This window comes from Streptomyces sp. NPDC091412 (assembly GCF_044756885.1).
Taxonomy (GTDB): domain Bacteria; phylum Actinomycetota; class Actinomycetes; order Streptomycetales; family Streptomycetaceae; genus Streptomyces.
Genome location: NZ_JBIVTV010000023.1, coordinates 78,428 through 99,110, shown reverse-complemented (window position 1 = coordinate 99,110; position 20,683 = coordinate 78,428). Strand labels below are relative to the sequence as shown.

The 20,683-nt window shown below is 71.4% G+C and carries 24 protein-coding genes; 17 read left to right on the top strand and 7 right to left on the bottom strand.

From position 1 onward, the window contains the following. The 3 genes from ACIQMV_RS34530 to truA form a co-directional block, all read left to right on the top strand. Positions 1-497: DNA-directed RNA polymerase subunit alpha C-terminal domain-containing protein (locus tag ACIQMV_RS34530; protein ID WP_388345496.1), on the top strand; the 497-nt coding region annotated here is incomplete at its 5' end. A 201-nt stretch (positions 498-698) separates the two neighbouring features. Continuing rightward, positions 699-1,193: a 50S ribosomal protein L17 gene (gene rplQ, locus ACIQMV_RS34525; protein WP_100569758.1), complete on the top strand. Its 495-nt coding sequence runs from the start codon at positions 699-701 to the stop codon at positions 1,191-1,193. 91 nt (positions 1,194-1,284) lie between these two features. Then, entirely contained in the window at positions 1,285-2,139 is an 855-nt protein-coding gene (gene truA / locus ACIQMV_RS34520) for a tRNA pseudouridine(38-40) synthase TruA (protein ID WP_141359357.1), read from the top strand. 55 nt (positions 2,140-2,194) lie between these two features. Here the strand turns inward: truA and ACIQMV_RS34515 are convergent, their stop codons facing one another. Beyond that, positions 2,195-3,076 (bottom strand): hypothetical protein, encoded by an 882-nt coding sequence (locus tag ACIQMV_RS34515; RefSeq protein WP_402597121.1) that lies wholly within the window; start codon positions 3,074-3,076, stop codon positions 2,195-2,197. Positions 3,077-3,454: 378 nt separating this feature from the next. On the opposite strand from ACIQMV_RS34515, the gene rplM reads away from it, so the two are divergent. The 3 genes from rplM (at position 3,455) to glmM (ending at position 6,015) form a co-directional block, all read left to right on the top strand. Continuing rightward, positions 3,455-3,898, top strand: coding sequence for a 50S ribosomal protein L13 (gene rplM, locus ACIQMV_RS34510; RefSeq protein ID WP_141359353.1), 444 nt, complete (start codon positions 3,455-3,457; stop codon positions 3,896-3,898). A 42-nt stretch (positions 3,899-3,940) separates the two neighbouring features. After that, a complete protein-coding gene (rpsI, locus tag ACIQMV_RS34505; RefSeq protein ID WP_095750302.1) occupies positions 3,941-4,453 on the top strand; it encodes a 30S ribosomal protein S9 in 513 nt (170 codons plus the stop codon). A 203-nt stretch (positions 4,454-4,656) separates the two neighbouring features. Beyond that, positions 4,657-6,015, top strand: a complete 1,359-nt coding sequence (gene glmM, locus ACIQMV_RS34500) for a phosphoglucosamine mutase (protein WP_402597120.1) — start codon at positions 4,657-4,659, stop codon at positions 6,013-6,015. 187 nt (positions 6,016-6,202) lie between these two features. Here the strand turns inward: glmM and ACIQMV_RS34495 are convergent, their stop codons facing one another. Both ACIQMV_RS34495 and coaA read right to left on the bottom strand, forming a co-directional pair. Further along, positions 6,203-7,171 (bottom strand): DUF389 domain-containing protein, encoded by a 969-nt coding sequence (locus tag ACIQMV_RS34495; RefSeq protein WP_402597119.1) that lies wholly within the window; start codon positions 7,169-7,171, stop codon positions 6,203-6,205. A gap of 16 nt (positions 7,172-7,187) precedes the next feature. Continuing rightward, positions 7,188-8,156 carry a type I pantothenate kinase gene (gene coaA / locus ACIQMV_RS34490; protein ID WP_402597125.1) on the bottom strand — a complete coding sequence of 323 codons (969 nt, stop codon included), beginning with the start codon at positions 8,154-8,156 and terminating at the stop codon, positions 7,188-7,190. A 218-nt stretch (positions 8,157-8,374) separates the two neighbouring features. On the opposite strand from coaA, the gene ACIQMV_RS34485 reads away from it, so the two are divergent. Together ACIQMV_RS34485 and glmS are read left to right on the top strand one after the other, a co-directional pair. Continuing rightward, positions 8,375-9,163 (top strand): hypothetical protein, encoded by a 789-nt coding sequence (locus ACIQMV_RS34485; protein WP_402597118.1) that lies wholly within the window; start codon positions 8,375-8,377, stop codon positions 9,161-9,163. Positions 9,164-9,263: 100 nt separating this feature from the next. Then, positions 9,264-11,111: a glutamine--fructose-6-phosphate transaminase (isomerizing) gene (gene glmS, locus ACIQMV_RS34480; RefSeq protein WP_141359343.1), complete on the top strand. Its 1,848-nt coding sequence runs from the start codon at positions 9,264-9,266 to the stop codon at positions 11,109-11,111. On the opposite strand, the gene ACIQMV_RS34475 is transcribed toward glmS, so the two are convergent. The 3 genes from ACIQMV_RS34475 to ACIQMV_RS34465 are packed head-to-tail and all read right to left on the bottom strand — an operon-like array spanning position 11,072 to position 12,356. Beyond that, positions 11,072-11,287: a DUF397 domain-containing protein gene (locus ACIQMV_RS34475; protein ID WP_402597117.1), complete on the bottom strand. Its 216-nt coding sequence runs from the start codon at positions 11,285-11,287 to the stop codon at positions 11,072-11,074. The two genes, glmS and ACIQMV_RS34475, sit on opposite strands and share 40 nt — an antisense overlap. 8 nt (positions 11,288-11,295) lie before the next feature. Further along, positions 11,296-11,496, bottom strand: a complete 201-nt coding sequence (locus ACIQMV_RS34470; RefSeq protein WP_141366354.1) for a DUF397 domain-containing protein — start codon at positions 11,494-11,496, stop codon at positions 11,296-11,298. 8 nt (positions 11,497-11,504) lie between these two features. Beyond that, positions 11,505-12,356 (bottom strand): helix-turn-helix domain-containing protein, encoded by an 852-nt coding sequence (locus ACIQMV_RS34465; protein WP_402597116.1) that lies wholly within the window; start codon positions 12,354-12,356, stop codon positions 11,505-11,507. A gap of 158 nt (positions 12,357-12,514) precedes the next feature. On the opposite strand from ACIQMV_RS34465, the gene ACIQMV_RS34460 reads away from it, so the two are divergent. The 9 genes from ACIQMV_RS34460 (at position 12,515) to ACIQMV_RS34420 (ending at position 19,776) form a co-directional block, all read left to right on the top strand. After that, entirely contained in the window at positions 12,515-12,928 is a 414-nt protein-coding gene (locus ACIQMV_RS34460) for an ATP-binding protein (RefSeq protein WP_402597115.1), read from the top strand. 125 nt (positions 12,929-13,053) lie between these two features. Next, the gene (locus ACIQMV_RS34455; protein ID WP_402597114.1) at positions 13,054-13,875 is read left to right on the top strand and encodes a hypothetical protein; all 822 of its coding nucleotides are present in this window, start codon (positions 13,054-13,056) and stop codon (positions 13,873-13,875) included. Further along, the gene (locus ACIQMV_RS34450; protein WP_402597113.1) at positions 13,862-14,326 is read left to right on the top strand and encodes a type II toxin-antitoxin system VapC family toxin; all 465 of its coding nucleotides are present in this window, start codon (positions 13,862-13,864) and stop codon (positions 14,324-14,326) included. The genes ACIQMV_RS34455 and ACIQMV_RS34450 overlap by 14 nt, the downstream gene beginning before the upstream one ends. 48 nt (positions 14,327-14,374) lie before the next feature. Beyond that, on the top strand, positions 14,375-14,746 hold the full coding sequence (locus ACIQMV_RS34445; RefSeq protein ID WP_402597112.1) for a holo-ACP synthase: 372 nt from the start codon (positions 14,375-14,377) through the stop codon (positions 14,744-14,746). A 69-nt stretch (positions 14,747-14,815) separates the two neighbouring features. Next, positions 14,816-16,252, top strand: a complete 1,437-nt coding sequence (locus ACIQMV_RS34440; protein ID WP_402597111.1) for an NAD(P)H-hydrate dehydratase — start codon at positions 14,816-14,818, stop codon at positions 16,250-16,252. Positions 16,253-16,378: 126 nt separating this feature from the next. After that, positions 16,379-17,587 carry an alanine racemase gene (gene alr / locus ACIQMV_RS34435; RefSeq protein ID WP_402597110.1) on the top strand — a complete coding sequence of 403 codons (1,209 nt, stop codon included), beginning with the start codon at positions 16,379-16,381 and terminating at the stop codon, positions 17,585-17,587. Positions 17,588-17,707: 120 nt separating this feature from the next. Then, complete coding sequence (locus tag ACIQMV_RS34430) at positions 17,708-18,961, top strand: alpha/beta fold hydrolase (protein ID WP_402597109.1); 1,254 nt, start codon at positions 17,708-17,710, stop codon at positions 18,959-18,961. After that, a complete protein-coding gene (gene tsaE, locus ACIQMV_RS34425; RefSeq protein ID WP_402597108.1) occupies positions 18,930-19,448 on the top strand; it encodes a tRNA (adenosine(37)-N6)-threonylcarbamoyltransferase complex ATPase subunit type 1 TsaE in 519 nt (172 codons plus the stop codon). The genes ACIQMV_RS34430 and tsaE overlap by 32 nt, the downstream gene beginning before the upstream one ends. A 130-nt stretch (positions 19,449-19,578) precedes the next feature. Then, a complete protein-coding gene (locus ACIQMV_RS34420; RefSeq protein ID WP_172632880.1) occupies positions 19,579-19,776 on the top strand; it encodes a hypothetical protein in 198 nt (65 codons plus the stop codon). Between the two features lie 304 nt (positions 19,777-20,080). Here ACIQMV_RS34420 and ACIQMV_RS34415 read toward each other — a convergent pair whose 3' ends face one another. Further along, positions 20,081-20,638 carry a hypothetical protein gene (locus ACIQMV_RS34415; protein ID WP_402597107.1) on the bottom strand — a complete coding sequence of 186 codons (558 nt, stop codon included), beginning with the start codon at positions 20,636-20,638 and terminating at the stop codon, positions 20,081-20,083. Positions 20,639-20,683 lie beyond the last annotated feature (45 nt).

The following is a 20,683-nucleotide window of genomic DNA, read 5'->3' as shown; positions in this document are numbered from 1 at the left end:
ACAAGGTCGAGGCCACGCGTGTCGAGCAGCGCACCGACTTCGACAAGCTGATCGTCGACGTCGAGACCAAGCAGGCCATGCGTCCGCGTGACGCCATGGCGTCCGCCGGCAAGACCCTGGTGGAGCTGTTCGGTCTGGCCCGCGAGCTGAACATCGACGCCGAGGGCATCGACATGGGTCCGTCCCCGACGGACGCCGCCCTGGCCGCCGACCTGGCGCTGCCGATCGAGGAGCTGGAGCTCACGGTCCGCTCCTACAACTGCCTCAAGCGTGAGGGCATCCACTCGGTGGGTGAGCTCGTCGCCCGCTCCGAGGCCGACCTGCTGGACATCCGCAACTTCGGTGCGAAGTCCATCGACGAGGTCAAGGCGAAGCTGGCCGGCATGGGCCTGGCCCTGAAGGACAGCCCGCCCGGATTCGACCCGACCGCCGCGGCGGACGCGTTCGGCGCCGACGACGACGCGGACGCCGGTTTCGTCGAGACCGAGCAGTACTGAGCGCTCCGCGAGGAGGCCGTACTGTGACTGCGGGCCGGCTGTGGCCGGCCGCGCCCGCACGGCGGAGCCGCATAATGTAGCGGCCCCGCACCCCTTCCAGATGCCCCTTCGGGAGCATCTGGATCTCCGACGGGCGACCGCTCGCTCGGATACTGACCCCGGTACCTGATACGGCCGGGGCAGACAACTAGGAGAAGAACCATGCCGAAGCCCGCCAAGGGTGCCCGTCTGGGCGGCAGCGCCGCGCACGAGAAGCTGCTCCTCGCGAACCTCGCGAAGGCGCTGTTCGAGCACGGCCGCATCACCACCACCGAGGCGAAGGCCCGCCGCCTGCGCCCGTACGCCGAGCGTCTGGTCACCAAGGCGAAGAAGGGCGACCTTCACAACCGCCGCCAGGTGCTCCAGGTCATCACGGACAAGAGCATCGTCCACACGCTCTTCACCGAGATCGGCCCGCGTTACGAGAACCGTCCGGGTGGCTACACCCGCATCACCAAGATCGGCAACCGCCGTGGCGACAACGCGCCCATGGCCGTGATCGAGCTGGTCGAGGCGCTGACGGTGCAGCAGAACGCCGTGGGTGAGGCCGAGGCCGCCACCAAGCGTGCGGTCAAGGAGGCCGAGGAGGCCAAGGCTCAGGAGACCACCGAGGCCCCGGCCGAGGAGGCCGCTGCCGAGGAGTCGAAGGACGCCTGAGGCTCTGCCTGACGCCGGAAGCGGGTCCGCCCTTCGGGGCGGGCCCGCTTTCACGTTTTTTCCGAGGGATCCGCCCTGAGAGGATCTGCACGTGAGTGACGAAGTACAGCCCGGTCATGTCCGCGTCCGTCTCGACCTGTCCTACGACGGCACCGCCTTCCACGGCTGGGCCAAGCAGGCCGGCGGCAGGCGGACCGTGCAGGGGGAGATCGAGGACGCGCTGCGCACGGTCACGCGGTCCGTGGAGACGTACGAGCTGACCGTGGCCGGACGGACCGACGCCGGGGTGCACGCGCGGGGCCAGGTGGCGCACGTGGACCTGCCCGAGCGTGTCTGGCGCGAGCACCACGAGAAGCTGCTCAAGCGACTCGCCGGGCGGCTCCCCAGGGATGTGCGGGTGTGGGCGCTGCGGCCCGCGCCCAGCGGCTTCAACGCCCGGTTCTCGGCCGTCTGGCGCCGGTACGCCTACCGCGTCACCGACAATCCCGGCGGTGTCGACCCGCTGCTGCGGGGCCACGTCCTGTGGCACGACTGGCCCCTCGACGTCGAGGCCATGAACGAGGCCGCGCGGCGGCTGCTGGGCGAGCACGACTTCGCCGCCTACTGCAAGAGGCGCGAGGGCGCGACCACCATCCGCACGCTCCAGGAGCTGAGCCTCGAACGCGGCGGCGACGGCATCATCACGGCGACCGTCCGGGCCGACGCGTTCTGCCACAACATGGTGCGCTCGCTCATCGGGGCGCTGCTGTTCGTCGGGGACGGCCACCGTGCGCCGGACTGGCCAGGAAAGGTGCTGGCCGCGGGCGTGCGGGACTCCGCCGTGCACGTCGTGCGGCCGCACGGGCTGACCCTGGAGGAGGTCGGTTACCCGGCCGACGAGCTGCTCGCCGCGCGCAGCCGGGAGGCGCGCAACAAGCGGTCCCTGCCGGCGGCCGGCTGCTGCTGAGCGGCGGTCCGCCGGTCCCCCGTGTGCCGCCCGCCGCGCCGCGGCGGGCGGCCGGCTACTGGTTGGCCGCGGCCGACGCCTGGGTCTCGCCGCGCCGGCGGATCTGCTGGAAGGAGAACTCGGCGAGGTCGTCGCCGGCCCGGAAGGCCGCGGTGTCCTTGTTCGTCACGCTCGTGCCGTTGGTGAAGCCGGTGAGGGTGAAGTAGGCGTAGCGGCCGTAGGAGTTGGTCGTGGAGCGGCAGACGGCGCCGTTGCAGAAGGCCTTGACGCCGCTGCCGGACAGCGGCTTGATGATGCTCTTCGTGTCCGTCTCGCTCTTCGCCTTGAGCGCCTGCGCCTCGGTGTCGAAAACCGCGATGCCAACCGTGACCGCGACGCCGCCCTGGCTGTAGGTCACCCGCAGCAGGCGGGTGCAGTCGTTGTCCGTGAGGGCCTTGACGAGCGTGCCCTGGGCGGCCGTGGCGCAGCTCTTGGCGTCGTCCGTGGGGCCCTTCTTGTACACGGTCTCGCCCATGGTCAGCTGGGTGCCCGGGAAGAGCGTGTCCGTGCTGAGGGGGGCCGTGTCCTTCTTCGCGCTGGATATGAAGTCCTTCGGGTCCAGCGGCGGCGGTGCGGTGGTCGGGGCGAAGGACGGCCCCGTGGCGGACTCGCTCGGCAGGGCGGCGGTGCCCGGCAACCGGGTGGCCGGGCCGCCCGACGCGTCGTTGTCGCCGTTCGCCGACACCACGGCCATGGCGACGGCCGCGCCGATCCCGACGGTGGCCAGCAGGCCACCGCCGACGAACAGCAGCCGGCGCCTTCTGTTCCGTGCCTCCGAGGCCTCGGCGAGCGCAGCCCAGTCCGGGGTCTGGTCACTGCCCCCGCTGCTCCGCGACTGCTCAGAATTCGGTTTCCAGGGATCCCACTGGGACTGCGAGCCCCCCTGCCCATAACTCATGGGGCGCATCTTAGACGGGGTCCGAGGGCCCTCCGCGCGCCCGCCGCCGGCCCTCCCGGGGCCTTAGGTGCACGCCGGTACAAAGCGACACGCCGCCGGCCGGTGCCGGCCGTCGAGCGGCCGGGAACGAGGTGCCGGAACCGCCGGGACCCGCGGTCGCACACCGTTTTGACCGTTCCAGGGCGCCACGGGTATCCTGCTTCTTCGTTGTGTATTGGCTTGCTCATTCTCACGGGACGGGCCCTTACACCGGTCCACCGGGCCGATGACCAGCGACCAGCACGCGGTTTGCGTCACCGTGGTGCGGTCAGGGCTGTCGTGATCGTCTTCGGTGACCTTGTCAGGACCACTCACTGAAGATAGCGAAGGCTACGAACCGTGCGTACGTACAGCCCCAAGCCCGGCGACATCACGCGCCAGTGGCACGTCATTGACGCCCAGGACGTCGTCCTGGGCCGCCTGGCGTCCACTGCCGCCACCCTTCTGCGGGGCAAGCACAAGCCGATCTACGCGCCGCACGTCGACGCTGGTGACTTCGTCATCATCATCAACGCGGACAAGGTGCACCTCTCCGGCAACAAGCGGACCCAGAAGATGGCGTACCGCCACTCCGGCTACCCGGGTGGCCTGCGCTCCGTCCGTTACGACGAGCTGCTCGACAAGAACCCCGAGAAGGCCGTCGAGAAGGCCGTCAAGGGCATGCTCCCCAAGAACTCCCTGGGCCGTCAGATGCTCTCGAAGCTGAAGGTCTACAAGGGTGACCAGCACCCGCACGGCGCCCAGCAGCCGGTGCCGTTCGAGATCACCCAGGTCGCGCAGTAAGTCCGGCCACCCCCTAAGACTGAAGAGAATCTGAGGAGAATCGTGGCCGAGACCACTGCCGAGCAGCCGCTCGAAGAGCTTGACATCGACAGCTACACCACCGAGTCCGAGGTCCCCGTCGAGGGCGAGTACACCTCGGAGTCCATGGCCTCCCGCTTCGGCGAGCCGCAGCCGGCCGCCGGCCTGGGCCGCCGCAAGAACGCCATTGCCCGCGTCCGGATCGTTCCGGGCTCCGGCAAGTGGAAGATCAACGGTCGCACCCTCGAGGACTACTTCCCGAACAAGGTGCACCAGCAGGAAGTCAACGAGCCCTTCAAGGTGCTCGAGCTCGAGGGCCGTTACGACGTCATCGCCCGCATCGCCGGTGGCGGCGTCTCCGGCCAGGCCGGTGCCCTCCGTCTCGGTGTCGCCCGCGCCCTGAACGAGGCCGACGTCGACAACAACCGCGGCGCGCTGAAGAAGGCGGGCTTCCTGCGTCGTGACGACCGTGCGGTCGAGCGCAAGAAGGCCGGTCTGAAGAAGGCCCGCAAGGCCCCGCAGTACAGCAAGCGCTAATCTCAGCGGCGCCCCTGCACGTACTCCGAACGCCCCGGCGGCACGCCTATGTGCCTCCGGGGCGTTCGTTTATCGCAAGGCTTCGGCGTATAACGGCACAAGGTGCTCAACGGCTGGTGTGATCGGATGCCCGGAGCGTCGAATGCCATGGACCGGCCCACGGACCGGCCCCTTCTCGAACTGACGCTTCCTCAGGAGGACAAGTGGGACGACTCTTCGGCACGGACGGCGTCCGTGGCGTCGCCAACGCGGACCTGACCGCCGAGCTGGCGCTCGGCCTCTCGGTCGCGGCGGCGCACGTACTGGCCGAGGCGGGCACCTTCGAAGGCCACCGGCCGACGGCGGTGGTCGGGCGGGATCCGCGCGCGTCCGGGGAGTTCCTGGAGGCGGCCGTGGTCGCGGGCCTGGCGAGCGCGGGCGTGGACGTCCTGCGGGTCGGCGTGCTGCCGACGCCGGCGGTGGCGTACCTGACCGGGTCGCTCGGCGCCGACCTCGGCGTGATGCTCTCGGCCAGCCACAACGCCATGCCCGACAACGGCATCAAGTTCTTCGCCCGGGGCGGTCACAAGCTCGCCGACGAGCTGGAGGACCGGATCGAGTCCGTCTACGAGGAGCACCGCACCGGCGCGCCCTGGAACCGCCCGACGGGCGCCGGTGTGGGCCGGGTACGCGACTACGACGAGGGCTCCGACGGCTACGTCGGCCACCTCGTCGGCGTCCTGCCGAACCGGCTCGACGGACTGAAGATCGTGCTCGACGAGGCGCACGGCGCCGCGTCCGGCGTCTCGCCCGAGGCCTTCCGGCGTGCCGGGGCCGAGGTCGTCACCATCGGCGCCGACCCGGACGGCCTCAACATCAACGACGGCTGCGGCTCGACCCACCTCGGCCCGCTCAAGGCCGCCGTCGTCGAGCACGGCGCCGCCCTCGGCATCGCGCACGACGGCGACGCCGACCGCTGCCTGGCCGTGGACCACACGGGCGAGGAGGTCGACGGCGACCAGATCCTGTCCGTGCTCGCGCTGGCGATGCGGGAGCGTTCCGCACTGCGCTCCGACACCGTCGTCGCGACCGTGATGTCGAACCTGGGCTTCAAGCTGGCCATGGAGCGCGAGGGCATCCAGTTCGTGCAGACCGCCGTCGGCGACCGCTACGTCCTGGAGGAGATGAAGGACAAGGACTACGCCCTCGGCGGCGAGCAGTCCGGCCACGTCATCATCCTGGACCACGCCACGACCGGCGACGGCACGCTCACCGGCCTGTTGCTGGCCGCCCGGGTCGCCGGGACCGGCCGTACGCTGCGGGACCTGGCCTCCGTGATGGAGCGCCTGCCGCAGGTCCTCGTCAACGTCCCCGACGTGGACAAGTCCCGGGTGCAGACCTCCGCCGACCTGGCCGCCGCGGTCGCCGAGGCGGAGCGGGAGCTGGGCGGGACCGGCCGGGTGCTGCTGCGCCCGTCGGGTACCGAGCCGCTGGTCCGGGTCATGGTCGAGGCCTCGGACATCGAGCAGGCCCGCTCGGTGGCGGGCCGCCTGGCCGATTCGGTGAAGTCGGCGCTCGGCTAGGGTCTTTCGTTTGGATCTGGCCGGATCAGGGAGCGGGATCCGGTGCCGTGCATCGCGAGGCGGAGGAGGGCGGCAGGGCGGAGCCCTGCCGACCGACGACAACGCGGCTGGGGGTACCCCCTGCTCGAAGAGCTTGGGGGAACGGTGCCAGGACCCGCGAGCCCGGCATGATCCAAACCGAGGGGCCCTAGCCCCTGCCGCTCTGGAGCAGGCCCTGTCCGGCCTTGGACACGCGCTCGCGCTGCCTCGCCCAGAACCACTTCTGGGCGAGCAGGGTGAGCGTGCCGGCCAGGACGATGCCGAGCATGTTCAGCAGGAGCTGGACCGTCGAGCCCATGGTCTGGGCGGTGTCGCCGTAGGCGAGCGCGACGGCCGCGTTGGCGGCGGCCGGGACGGTGGTCACGGAGATGGCCACGCCGATCAGGGCGCCGGACTTGGCGGAGGTCAGCGAGAGGGTGCCGGCGGCTCCGGCGAGGACGGCCACGACGAAGGAGAACGCGTCGGGGGCGTAGACGAAGGCGGTGTTGGGCCGGGGGCCCTCCAGCTTCGCCTTGCTGAACAGCCCGACGGCGTCCATGAACAGCGTGAAGCCCGCCGTGACCGCCATCGCCAGCGCGAACCCTGCCAGCAGGGCGATCAGCGAGCGCAGTGCCAGCCGCGGGGTCCGCTGGACCAGGGCCGTGCCGATGCCCGCCAGCGGTCCGAACTCCGGTCCCACGGCCATCGCGCCGACGATCAGGACGGCGTTGTCGAGCACCACGCCACAGGCGGCGATCATGGTGGCCAGCGTGATGAACGCGAGGTAGGTGACCGACAGCGTCGACTCCTCGTGTGTGGCCTCCGTCAGCTCCTGCCACAGCACCGCATCCGCGCCCTCGCCCGGTGCCGCCCTCTCGGCCCGCTCGGCCTGGGCGGAGAGCGTCAGGTCGGGGCTCTCGACGGAGACGGAGCCGCTTCGTTCGATCCCCAACTTCCGCAATCCGTCGAGGAGTTCGTCACCGGCTTCGCGTGCGACGTCGCACAGGACCACGTCACCGGCCGGGCTGCGGGCGGCGGAGGGCAGCACGACGAGGTGCGCGGTGCCGACCGTCGTCTCGATCAGACGCACCACGGCGTCGGTCTGTTCGGGCGGTGTGATCAGGCGCAGATGCAGCATGGCGGCAGCGTAGACGTCATAGTTTCCGCAGGCTCAGCCGCTGCACCTTGTGGTCGGGTCCCTTGCGCAGCACGAGCGTGGCACGGCCCCGGGTGGGGGCGATGTTCTCCACCAGGTTCGGCTTGTTGACCGTCCGCCACATCGTGCGGGCGTAGTCGAGGGCCTCCGCCTCGGACACCTGGGTGTACTTGCGGAAGTACGAGGACGGGTCCTGGAAGGCCGTCGTGCGCAGCTTGCCGAACCGGTTCAGGTACCACCGCTCGATGTCCTCGGCGCGCGCGTCGACGTACACGCTGAAGTCGAAGTAGTCGGCGAGTCCGACCCTGGTGCGGCCGTCCGTGCCGGGCAGGGCGGGCTGGAGGACGTTCAGGCCCTCGACGATCAGGATGTCGGGACGCCGTACGGTGAGCTTCTCGCCGGGGACGATGTCGTAGATGAGGTGGGAGTAGACGGGCGCGGTCACCTCGTCCTTGCCCGCCTTGATGTCGGCGACGAACCGGGTCAGGGCCCGCCGGTCGTACGACTCCGGGAACCCTTTGCGCGACATCAGCCCCCGCGCCTCCAACTCCCGTGTCGGCAGCAGGAACCCGTCGGTGGTGACCAGTTCGACCCGCGGATGCTCGGGCCAGCGGGACAGCAGCGCCTGGAGCAGCCGGGCGACGGTCGACTTGCCCACGGCGACCGAGCCGGCCACCCCGATCACGAAGGGCGTGCCCGACTGGGATCCCTGCTCGCCGAGGAACGTGTTCAGCGCGCCGCGCAGCCCGTCCGTGGCGCCGATGTAGAGATTGAGCAGCCGGGACAGCGGGAGGTAGATGTCGCGTACCTCGTCGAGGTCGATCACGTCGCCGAGACCGCGCAGCCGTTCCACCTCCGCGGCGGAGAGCGGCAACGGCGTCTTGTCACGCAACGCGCTCCACTCGGCGCGGGTGAGGTCGACGTAGGGAGTCGCCTCCGGTCGGGACCGGTGGGCGCTCCGGGGCATCGAGGAGACCGGAGAGATCACATTCCATTGTTAACGGAGTTCGAACAGCGCGCGGGGTGGGGTGTGTCACGTAGGCGGGGGATCGGAGGTCACGCCGGCGTCACGGTCGGATACCGGGCGGCCGATTCATGATCATCTTTGGCTTCGCGGCACGTAGGGTGCGCGGTAACCCGCCGCGGAGACCGTCCGCCGGTCTTGAAGAGAAAGAGTGCCCTTCCGTGAGTTCCCCCGTGGTCCGCCGTACCGTGCTCGCCGCGTCCACCGCCGCTCTGGTCCTGCTCGCCACCGCCTGCGGCGGTTCCTCCGGCAGCGGAGACGAGAAGGCCGCGGACGGCGGGACCGCGCAGGCCGACAAGACGGCCTCCGCCGCCCCGGCCAAGGCGCTGGGCGCCGCCGAGCTGGAGAAGGCCGCGCTCACCCAGGCGGACGTCAAGAGCGGCAAGGTCACCACCAAGCTGCCGGCGACGGACGACGTCGCGCAGGACAAGGTGAAGACCGGCGACACCGCCTGCACGCCGCTCGCCCTCCTCCAGGCCGGCAGTTACGTGGGCACGCCCGCGGCCACCGTGAAGCGCTCGTGGCTGGGCGACGCGAAGAAGCCCTCGGCGGGCGCCGACCCCCAGGTCGCCCTGCTGGCCGGACTCGACCGGTCGAAGGTCGTCGTGACCCTCGCCTCCTACGACGACGGCGGCGCCGAGCAGGCGATGAAGGACCTTCGGACGGCCGCCGAGAAGTGCGCCGGTGGGTACTCCTACACCGCGGCCGGCACCAGGACGGGGATCGACAAGGTGGCCGTGACCCAGGCGCCCGCGGGCGCCGACGAGGCGTTCGCCGTGACCCAGACCGTGAACGCCGAGGGCGTCAAGGCGCCGGTGAAGGCCGTCGTCGTCCGCAAGGACGCCACCCTGGCCTACTTCCCCGCTGTCAACCTCGCGTCGGCCGCCTCGGGCAAGGACTTCGACTTCCCCGCGGAACTCGTCGACGCGCAGCTCGCCAAGCTGAAGTGATCCGGAGACCCACCGGGGCCCTTCCTGCCCCGGTGGGAATTTCCGATTTCGGGCACGAAGTAGCCACTTTCGCCGGGTGCGTGCCCGTAGGCTGCCGCCCATGTGCGGAATCGTGGGATACGTGGGGTCGCAGTCGGCACTCGAAGTCGTGATGGCCGGTCTGAAGCGGCTGGAGTACCGGGGTTACGACTCGGCCGGTGTCGCCGTGCTCGCGGACGGCGGGCTGGCGGCGGCGAAGCGCGCCGGGAAGCTGGTCAACCTGGAGAAGGAACTCGCGGACCGGCCGCTGCCGACCGGTTCCACGGGTATCGGGCACACCCGGTGGGCCACCCACGGCGGGCCCACCGACGGCAACGCCCACCCGCACCTCGACAACTCGGGGCGGGTCGCCGTCGTCCACAACGGCATCATCGAGAACTTCGCCGCGCTGCGGGCCGAGTTGGCCGAGCGCGGGCACGAACTGTACTCCGAGACCGACACCGAGGTCGTGGCGCACCTGCTCGCCGAGGAGTTCTCGGTGAGCGCCGATCTCGCGGAGGCCATGCGGCTGGTGTGCCGGCGCCTGGAGGGCGCGTTCACGCTGGTCGCCGTGCACGCCGACGAGCCGGACGTGGTCGTGGGCGCCCGCCGCAACTCCCCGCTGGTCGTGGGCGTCGGCGAGGGCGAGGCCTTCCTCGCCTCCGACGTCGCCGCGTTCATCGCCCACACCCGCTCCGCGATCGAGCTGGGCCAGGACCAGGTCGTGGAGCTGCGCCGGGACGGGGTGACGGTGACCGGGTTCGACGGCCGGCCCGCCGACGTCCGCTCCTACGACGTCGACTGGGACGCGGCGGCCGCGGAGAAGGGCGGCTACGACTACTTCATGCTCAAGGAGATCGCCGAGCAGCCCAAGGCGGTCGCCGACACGCTGCTGGGCCGTATCGACGCGGGCGGCTACCTGACGCTGGACGAGGTCCGCATCTCCGCCTCCGAGCTGCGTGAGATGGACAAGGTCGTCATCGTCGCCTGCGGTACGGCCTTCCACGCGGGCATGATCGCCAAGTACGCCATCGAGCACTGGACCCGGATCCCCTGCGAGGTGGAACTCGCCAGCGAGTTCCGCTACCGGGACCCGATCCTGGACGCCCAGACCCTCGTCATCGCCATCTCCCAGTCCGGCGAGACCATGGACACGCTCATGGCGCTCCGGCACGCCCGCGAGCAGGGCTCCAAGGTGCTGGCCATCTGCAACACCAACGGCTCCACCATTCCGCGCGAGTCGGACGCGGTCCTCTACACCCACGCGGGTCCGGAGGTCGCGGTCGCCTCGACGAAGGCCTTCCTGACCCAGCTGGTGGCCTGCTATCTGGTGGCGCTGTACCTGGGCCAGGTCCGCGGCACCAAGTGGGGCGACGAGATCCAGGTGGTGATCCGCGACCTGTCGCAGATCGGCGGCGCGGTGGAGCGGGTCCTGGAGACGATGGAGCCGGTACGGGCGCTGGCGCGCTCGCTCGCGGACAAGAACACGGTGCTGTTCCTCGGCCGGCACGTGGGCTATCCGGTCGCCCTCGAAGGCGCCCTGAAGCTCAAGGAGTTGGCGTACATGCACGCCGAGGGCTTCGCGGCGGGCGAGCTGAAGCATGGGCCGATCGCGCTGATCGACGAGGACCTGCCGGTGGTCGTGGTGGTGCCGTCCCCGCAGGGCCGGTCCCTCCTCCACGACAAGATCGTCTCCAACATCCAGGAGATCCGCGCGAGGGGTGCCCGCACGATCGTGATCGCGGAGGAGGGCGACGAGGCGGTCGCCCCGTACGCCGACCACCTGATCCGCATCCCGGCCACCCCGACGCTGCTCCAGCCGCTGGTCGCCACGGTCCCGTTGCAGGTCTTCGCCTGCGAACTCGCGACGGCGCGGGGCAACGAGGTGGATCAGCCGCGGAACCTGGCGAAGTCCGTCACGGTGGAGTGACCCTTCAGCGCGTCAAGGAAGCTGGTGAAGGCCTCGGCCGGGAGCGTGACAGTGCCTCCGGCCGGGGCCTTGGAGTCTCGGACGGCTATGTGGGTGGGGGAGTGGGCGATCTCGACGCAGTCGTTGCCGTCGCCGGGGCCGGAGTAGGACGACTTCCGCCAGTCGGGGGTGGACATGGGGTGCGTCAGCCTTCCGGAGTGCCGGTGCTCTTCAGGGCCTTGACGAAGGCGGTGAAGGCTCCGGCCGGGAAGGTGAGGGTGGCCATGGTGGGCGTTTTCGAGTCGCGGATGGCTATGTGTGTTGGCGAGTTGGCGATCTCGACGCAGTTGTTGCCCTCGCCGCCGCCGGAGTAGGACGACTTTCGCCAGTTGGCCGGGGTGGTCACGATGAGCCTCACAATTCCTTGGCCAGCCTGTGGATGAAGTCACGCGATCGGTCGGGGTCGAGTGACACCTCCTCCACTTTACGGAAGAGCGTTCGAAAGACACCGAGTTGTGCCTCGGAGTCGATGAACGCCGTGCCGTGGGGTGCGTCGCGAACGGCTGTGTCCAGCTTGGGTACGGCACCGCCCGCCAGCATCATGTTGCTCCAAGCGCCCGCGAAACCGTCCAGGTCGAAGGGGATGACCCGCAGGCTGACGTGGTCCGCTTCGGACAGCTCCAGCACGCGGACGAGTTGAGCCCGTGCGGCAGCGCGGTCGCCGACTCTTATCCGCAACGCCGCCTCATGGATCACCGCTTTGTACGGGACGGGAGTCGGCCCGTCGATGACGACCTTGCGGTCCATACGGTGCCGTACCCGCAACGCGACCTCGTCTTCGGGCAGTGCCGGTACCTGGTAGGAGAAAGCGGCGCGGGCATAGTCCTCCGTCTGGAGGAGGCCAGGGATGCAGAGGAACTCGACGTCAGCCCGGTACGTGGCATGGTGTTCGAGCTCCGCGAGGTCCAAGTACAGCGTGGGAAGCAGGCCTCGGTACTTCTCCCACCAGCCGCGCGTCCGGTCGGTGGCGAGGGGGACCAGGGCATCGATGAACTCGTCGTCCGTACAGGCGTAGTGGCCTGCGAGCCGGCGCAGACGCTTCTCGCTCACGCCCGCGAGGCCGGCCTCGATCTGGCTGATCTGCGCGGGGCTCACGCCGAGTAGTGCTGCCGCTTCGCGGGATGTGAGACCGGCACCATCGCGGAGCCTGCGTAGCTCCATGGCCAGCCGCATCTGGCGTGCCGTTGGGTTGTGTCTCAACGCCACTGCCTGCTCCTCCCAACATGTCCGCCTGCGCGACTCGTTCGGGGGTCAGACTACGCGACCGGCTTGCAGAACTTAAATAGTTAGCCCTACCGTCGGTGATGTGCCGCACACGCTGCGGAGCGAACCGCAACCCCTCCCCGTCCGAACGGAGTTGAGCCATGCCCGAAGACGTGACGGAACCCTGGGAATACTGCCTCTACATCCCCAACGACCTCCGCGCCGTCACCGTCAGTCGGCGTACGCTCCGGCTGATTCTCACCATGCATGGGCTGATCCGGCTGGTCGACGTGGCCGAGTTGCTCGCGACCGAGTTGGTGTCCAACGCCGTACGGCACACCAAGGGGCCCGCCGCGCTCCGGCTGCGGTGGGCCGCGGGGGTGCTGCGGATCGGGGCGTGGGACGCCGACCCCGCGCCCCCCGAGCCGCGCGTGCCCTTGGAACGGGTGGGCGAGGGGGAGGAGGGACGCGGGCTGGCGCTCGTGCGGGACTGTTCCGACCTGTGGGGCTGGCAGCCCCTGGCCAGGGAGGGCAACCGCGGCAAGATCGTCTGGTGCGAACTGGCCGCCGCGTAGTGAGGCTCCGTCTCCCTTCCTCGACGGCGTCTCTTCCGGGTGAAAACGTGGTGGGTGAGCGGCACCATGGAGGCGGGCTCTGAGTACCGTGACGTCGCTAGCCCATGAGGGGGAGGAGGTGCGGCATGAGCGTCGAGCTCGAACTGAGGCTACGAGGCCCGCACGCCGGCATGGACGCCCAGGAGTCGCTGCGCACCGTGCAGAGTGTGCTGTCGCTGCTGCGCGAGCTGGAGAACAGCGAGACCGCGCGGCCGAGCCGCCATGGCACCCGCTGGTCCTTCAATGAGCTCAGGCTGGGCAGCGTCACCTGTATCCTTGAGCCGCTGCGCATCGCCGAACACTCCGACTACCAGGTCGTGGAGCGGGTGCTGCGGACCGCCGTGACCGGGCTGGGGGAAGCTGAGACCGCAGAACGTATCCCGACCGGTTGGACCGCCCGTGCGGCATCGCTGGGGCAGCAGGTCGCCCGTTCCCTCGGAGCATCGCCCGACGTCGGCATGTTCGTCGCGGTACGTGCGGACGGCGTCGAAGTCCGGACGGCTGAGGTCACGCAGAGGACCGCGTTCAATCTGCAAGCCGCCACGCGTGCGCGCCTGCGCACGTTCGGTTCGCGGCGGGGACGTCTCAGCGGCCTGGTGGAGGGAAAGCATCGCCGTCCCCGAGCGGTGCTGCGCACCGAGGTCGGCGGGGAAGTGATTCCCGTCTATTTCGGTGATGATCTGGACACCGAGCTGCGGCGGGCCTGGCGACGCGACCGGGTGGAGGTCACCGGCGAGATCACCGAGAACGCACAGGGCCAAGTGGTCCAGGTGCGTGCAACGGAGATCGAGCTCCTTCCGACGGAGCCGCAGCTCTCGGACGACGAGCTGCGGGCGGGGTTCTGGCCGGACATGACCGGCGGCCAGGACGCGGTGGACTATGTGGAGGCTCTGCGTGGGGGAAACTGACCGCCCCGAGTCGGTTTACTTGGACAGCAACTGCTTCATCGACTGGGCGCAGGGCACAGGCAGCGCGCGCGAGGCGGAAAGCATGCTGCGGGCAGCCAAAGCCGGGTATGTACGGCTCTACACCTCCACCGTCACCCTTGCTGAGGCGCGCGGCACCACCGCGAGTGTCCATCGGCTCCATATTCGGACCCTGCTCCAGGAGCCCTACATCACGCTGGTGGAAGTGACCCGCCGAGTCGGCCTCATCGCCAACGACATCACGGCCGAGAAGCCGAAGATCAAGGGGCTTGACGCCATCCACCTGGGGTGCGCGATCTTCGCCCGGGCCGAGATGTACGTGTCGCGCAACTTCCGCGACTTCGCGCCCGGCGACGTGTACAACGGCGTCTTGCTGCGGATGCCGTTCGAGTTCGGCGGCGAAGGGCTGTTCCCGGCCTCTGAAGTCGACTGACAGTGGGAGGACCACGGCAGGTGAGGTGCGGCCCGTAGGGTGCTCCGCATGAGCATCATCGGGGTCGGTATCGACGTGGCCGAGATCGACCGGTTCGCGGCGTCGTTGGAGCGGACGCCCGGGCTGGCGACGCGGTTGTTCGTGGAGAGCGAGTTGCTGCTGCCCGGCGGGGCGCGCCGGGGCATGGCCTCGCTGGCCGCCCGCTTCGCCGCCAAGGAGGCGCTCGCCAAGGCGCTCGGCGCGCCCGCCGGACTGCTGTGGATCGACGCGGAGGTGTACGTCGAGGACTCCGGCCGCCCGCGGCTGCGAGTGACCGGCACGGTCGCCGCCAAGGCCGCGGAACTGGGCGTCTGCTCCTGGCACGTGTCCCTGAGCCACGACGCGGGAGTGGCCTCGGCCGTGGTGATCGCGGAGGGCTGACGCCTTCCGCCACCGCCCCCGTCACCGTCCGCGTGCGGGACCGGACGCATCCGGGGCAGACTCGACCGCATGCGTACCGCGTACAGCGTTGAGACGGTCAGGACAGCCGAGCGCGCGCTCATGGCGAAGCTCCCCGACGGCGCGCTCATGCAGCGGGCCGCCGCCGGACTCGCCGCCGCGAGCGCGGACTTGCTCGGGCGGGTGTACGGACGCCGGGTGGTGCTGCTGGTCGGCAGCGGCGACAACGGGGGCGACGCGCTGTACGCCGGGGCCCGGCTGGCCCGGCGCGGCGCCGGGGTGACCGCCGTGCTGCTGGCGCCCGACCGCACCCACCCCGGCGGTCTCGCCGCGCTGCGCCGGGCGGGCGGGAGCGTGGCCCGGGCCGACGGCGCCGAGGAGGCGGTCGACCGGGCCGACCTCGTCGTCGACGGCATCGTCGGCATCGGCGGCAAGGGCGGCCTGCGCGCCGACGCCGCGCCGCTGGCCGAGCGCGCGGCACGCTCCGGGGCGGCCGTCGTCGCCGTGGACCTGCCGAGCGGGGTGGAGGCGGACTCCGGCCAGGTGCTGGGCGCCGCCGTGCGCGCCGACCTCACCGTCACCTTCGGCACGCACAAGCCGGGGCTGCTCGTCGACCCGGCCCGCGAGCACGCCGGCACGGTCCGCCTCGTCGACATCGGCCTGGGCCCCGAGCTGCCCGCCGAACCCGAACTGGAGGCGCTTCAGCACACCGATCTGGCCGCGCTGCTGCCGCTGCCCGCCGCCGAGAGCGACAAGTACCGGCGGGGTGTCGTCGGCATCGCCGCGGGCTCGGCCCGTTACCCGGGCGCGGCCGTGCTCGCCGTGTCCGGCGCGCTGCGCGGCGGGGCGGGCGCGGTGCGGTACGTCGGTCCGGCCGGACGCGCCGTCATCGCCCGCTTCCCGGAGACGCTCGTGTCCGACGAGGGGCCGCACAAGGCGGGCCGCGTGCAGGCGTGGGTGACGGGACCGGGCGCCGGGGACGACGCGGCCACCGTCGCCGAGGTGCTGGAGACCGACGTACCCGTACTGATCGACGCGGACGGACTGCGCCTCGCCGACCGCGACGCCGTACGCGCCCGTACCGCCCCGACCCTGATGACCCCGCACGCCGGGGAGGCCGCCGCCCTGCTCGGCGTGGCCCGCGAGCAGGTCGAGGGCGCGCGGCTGGCCTCCGTACGCGAACTCGCCGCCCGCTACCGGGCGACGGTCCTCCTCAAGGGCTCCACCACACTCGTCGCCGACCCGGACGGGGGCCCCGTCCGGGTCAACCCGACCGGCACGTCCTGGCTCGCCACCGCCGGCAGCGGTGACGTCCTGTCAGGCCTCGCCGGTTCCCTGCTGGCCGCCGGTCTCTCCGCCCGCGACGCGGGCAGTGCGGCGGCCTATCTGCACGGACTGGCCGGCCGGCTCGCCGCGCACGGCGCGCCGATCGGCGCCCACGACATCGCGGAGACCATCCCGCGGGCCTGGCGGGACGTGCGGGACTGAGCGGCGCACAGCGCGGCGGACGGGGCACGGCTGCGGACCGGAGCGTCGGCCGGCGGCACACGTCGCGTCCGTCACCGACCCGCTTCTCGAATGGCCGTACGGTGCCTCTGAGACACTGGGGGCGCGATGAACGACACAGCACACCCACAAACGACGCCGCTGCGTGCCCGTGCCGAGATCGATCTGGCCGCCGTACGGGCCAACGTGCGGGCCCTGCGCGGGCGCGTGTCCGGCGCCGCGGTCATGGCCGTGGTCAAGTCCGACGCCTACGGCCACGGCGCGGTCCCGTGCGCCCGCGCGGCCGTCGAAGCCGGGGCGACCTGGCTGGGCACCGCCACACCGGAGGAGGCCTTCGCCCTGCGCGCGGCCGGGCTGTCGCCCGCGCAGGCGCGGATCATGTGCTGGCTGTGGACGCCGGGCGGACCCTGGCGGGAGGCGATCGAGGCCGACCTCGACATGTCCGTGAGTGACATGTGGGCTCTGGCGGAGGTCCGGGAGGCCGCCCGGCAGGCCGGCCGTCCCGCGCGCGTGCAGCTGAAGGCCGACACCGGACTCGGCCGCAACGGCTGCCAGCCCGCCGACTGGCCCGAACTCGTCGCCGAGGCCCTGCGCGCCGAGGCCGAGGGGCTGGTCCGCGTCACCGGGCTGTGGTCCCACTTCGCCTGCGCCGACGAGCCGGGCCACCCCTCCATCGCCGCGCAGCTCGGCCTCTTCCGCGAGATGACCGCCCACGCCGAGCAGCGCGGCCTGCGCCCGGAGGTGCGGCACATCGCCAACTCGCCCGCCGCACTGACCCTCCCCGAGGCCCACTTCGACCTCGTCCGCGCCGGGATCGCCGTCTACGGCGTCTCGCCCAGCGCCGAACTCGGCACCCCGGCCGACTTCGGGCTGCGCCCCGCCATGACGCTGTCCGCCTCGCTGGCCCTGGTGAAGCACGTGCCGGGCGGCCACGGCATCAGCTACGGGCACCACTACGTCACCCCCGGCGAGACCACCCTCGGCCTGGTGCCCGTCGGCTACGCGGACGGCATCCCGCGCCACGCGTCCGGCACCGGGCCGGTCCTGGTCGGCGGCAAGTGGCGTACGGTCGCGGGACGGGTCGCCATGGACCAGTTCGTGGTCGACCTGGGCGGGGACGAGCCCGAGATCGGCTCCGAGGCCGTGCTCTTCGGCCCCGGCGACCGCGGCGAGCCCACCGCCGAGGACTGGGCGCAGGCCGCCGGCACCATCGCGTACGAGATCGTCACACGCATCGGAACACGCGTTCCGCGCGTCTATGTGAACGAGGAGCCGGACCGGGCAGAGGGCGGGGAGCGGGCAGCACAGGACGGGTGACCCACGCGGACACCCGGCCGGGGCACGGCACCCCGCGCGGGACGGCGGCACCCTCCGCGCCCACCGGGACCGGTGCCGGCCGGCGAGCGAACAACAGTACGGCAACAAGAGGAGCGGTACGTGAGCGAGAGCAGTGCGGGGGCCGTCGCGAAGGCCGCCACGGCGGCCGTCGCCTCTGCCGCGGAGGCGGTCGGCGGCTGGCGGCGGGCGACGGGTATCGCCGGCGCCGCGATAGGCGTGGTGGCGGCGGGCGCCGCCGCCGGGGTCGCCATCGAGCGGATGACGGTCGGCCGCGGCATACGCCGCAAGGCCCGACTCGCCCTGGACTCGGCGGGCCCCTACGGAGCCCTGCGCGGCACCCCGGGCAAGGCCCTGGCCGACGACGGCACCGAGCTCTACTACGAGGTCGACGACATCGACCCCGACTCCACCGCGAACCTCGGCCCGCGCCGCCGGCGGCTCTTCGGCCGCAAGGCCCCCGCCCCCGTCACCGTCGTCTTCAGCCACGGCTACTGCCTCAGCCAGGACTCCTGGCACTTCCAGCGCGCCGCCCTGCGCGGTGTCGTACGCACCGTGCACTGGGACCAGCGCAGCCACGGCCGGTCCGGGCGGGGTCTGACCCAGACCCGCGACGGCGTGGAACTGACCATCGACCAGCTCGGCCGCGATCTGAAGGCCGTCATCGACGCCGCCGCGCCCGAGGGGCCGCTCGTGCTGGTCGGGCACTCCATGGGCGGCATGACGATGATGGCGCTGGCCGACCAGTATCCCGAGCTGATCCGCGAGCGGGTCGTCGCCACCGCCTTCGTCGGCACCTCCTCCGGGCGGCTCGGCGAGGTCAACTTCGGACTGCCGGTGGCCGGTGTCAACGCGGTGCGCCGGGTGCTCCCCGGCGTGCTCAAGGCGCTCGGGCAGCGCGCCGAGCTGGTGGAGAAGGGGCGGCGGGCCACCACGGACCTTTTCGCCGGCGTCATCAAGCGGTACTCGTTCGCCGGCCGGGACATCGACCCGGCGGTCGCCCGGTTCGCCGAGCGCATGATCGAGAGCACGCCGATCGACGTGGTCGCCGAGTTCTACCCGGCCTTCACCGACCACGACAAGACCGAGGCGCTCGCCCTCTTCGCGGACATACCGGTGCTGGTCCTCGCCGGGGTGCAGGACCTCGTCACGCCCAGCGAGCACAGCGAGGCCATCGCCGACCTGCTCCCCGACGCGGAGCTGGTGCTGGTCCCGGACGCCGGGCACCTGGTGGTCCTGGAGCATCCGGAGGCCGTCACGGACCGCCTCGCCGACCTGCTCGCCCGCGCGGGCGCGGTCCCGGCAGGCACTACCGTTGATGGCTATGGAAGCACCAGCAGCACGGCACACCCCTGACCCCGGGTCCGTCGAGATCACCGTCAACGCCCCCGAGCAGATGCGCGAGCTGGGCCGCCGTCTGGCCAAGCTGCTGCGCGCGGGCGACCTCGTGATGCTCAGCGGGGAGCTCGGCGCGGGCAAGACCACGCTGACCCGCGGTCTCGGCGAGGGGCTCGACGTGCGCGGCGCCGTCACCTCCCCGACCTTCGTGATCGCCCGTGTGCACCCGGCCCTGGTCGACGGCCCGCCACTCGTCCACGTCGACGCCTACCGCCTGTCCGGCGGGCTCGACGAGATGGAGGACCTCGACCTCGACGTGTCGCTGCCGGACTCGGTGGTCGTCGTGGAGTGGGGCGAGGGCAAGGTCGAGGAGCTGACCGACGAGCGGCTCCAGGTCGTGATCCACCGGGCCGTCGGAGACACCACGGACGAGGTGCGGCACGTGACGGTGACCGGGATCGGGGACCGCTGGGCCACCGTCGACCTGGGCATTCTGACCGCCTGAGGGCCGGCCGGACTTTCCGACAGTACGTCGGCAAATCCTTGCGCCGGGTGCTCCGGGCATGGTCACATGGTGGTCAGCCCGTGGTTAGGCGTGCCTCACCACGTCCGCCCCCGGCCCCCAGGAGGCGTCCATGTCGGCCATGGAGAGCAACGAGCAGCAGCAGCGGCGGCACCGGACGAATCCGAAGCCGCGGCCGTACGCGGTGGGCGGTGTGTCCATGCGCGATCTGCTGGCCGCCTGCGCCGCCGCCGACGCGGTCTCCCGGCCGCCGCGCGCCCCGGAGCCGGCGGACCCCCGCACGGTGGAGGAAAGCCGTGAAGCGGCGTAGCCCCATCGGATGACTTTCGGCCGACGCGCCCCGGTGAAGGACACGACCTCGCGAGGGCGCGTTCCGCTGGGCGGCGGCTCCAGTGCTGTGACCGGAAGGGTTCACCGGCTCGCGACGGCCGGCACGGCACTCCCCCAGCCTTCGGCCGGGGGTACCCCCACGCCGCGTTGTCGCATCACCCGAGTACATCCCGTACGCGGGCAATGCTCCGCCTTGAGATGTTCCCCCACTGCCTGAACGGCGTGGGAGGTGCCCCCAGCACCGGACGCCGCGAGCTTCCCGGCAAACCTTCCCGGCCACAGCACTAGCGGATGACGACGACCTTCTGGCCGATCGTCGCGAACATCCACATCGCCTCGCCGTCCGCCCGGGACTCACGGATGCCGCCGGTCCTGATCGCCGGGTCGGACGTCGGCCAGGAGCCGTCCAACGCCGCGCTGAAACCGATGACCGCCCCGTCCGTGCTGGTGAAACGCACGACGTGCTCGACGGGGACACCGTCGGTCCCGGTGATCGCCTTCGAACGGGACACGACGGCGTAGGTCCCCGGCGCCGGGTCGACGTTGCCCGGGCCGACCCGGAAGGTGTTCTGGACCGACCCGTCCGGGCCGACCAGCCACACCCGGTCGTCGTCCAGCGAGTACACGACCCGCTCGCCGGTCCCGGAGCCGCCGGGCAGCGCGGTCGGGCGCCGTTTGTCCCGGGGTGCCTTGGAGACGCTCGCCGCGGGCGTCGCCGTCGGGCCGGGCCGGCCGCTCAGGCTCCGCGGAATGGTCGCCTGCGCCTGGTGGGCGAGGAAGCCGACCGTGAGGACGGCCGCGGCGGTGAGCCCGGCCACGAACCCCGAACTGCTCCGTGCCACGGTCGTCCACCTCCGCCTCGGTCGTCACGAGCTGCCTCGCGGCGA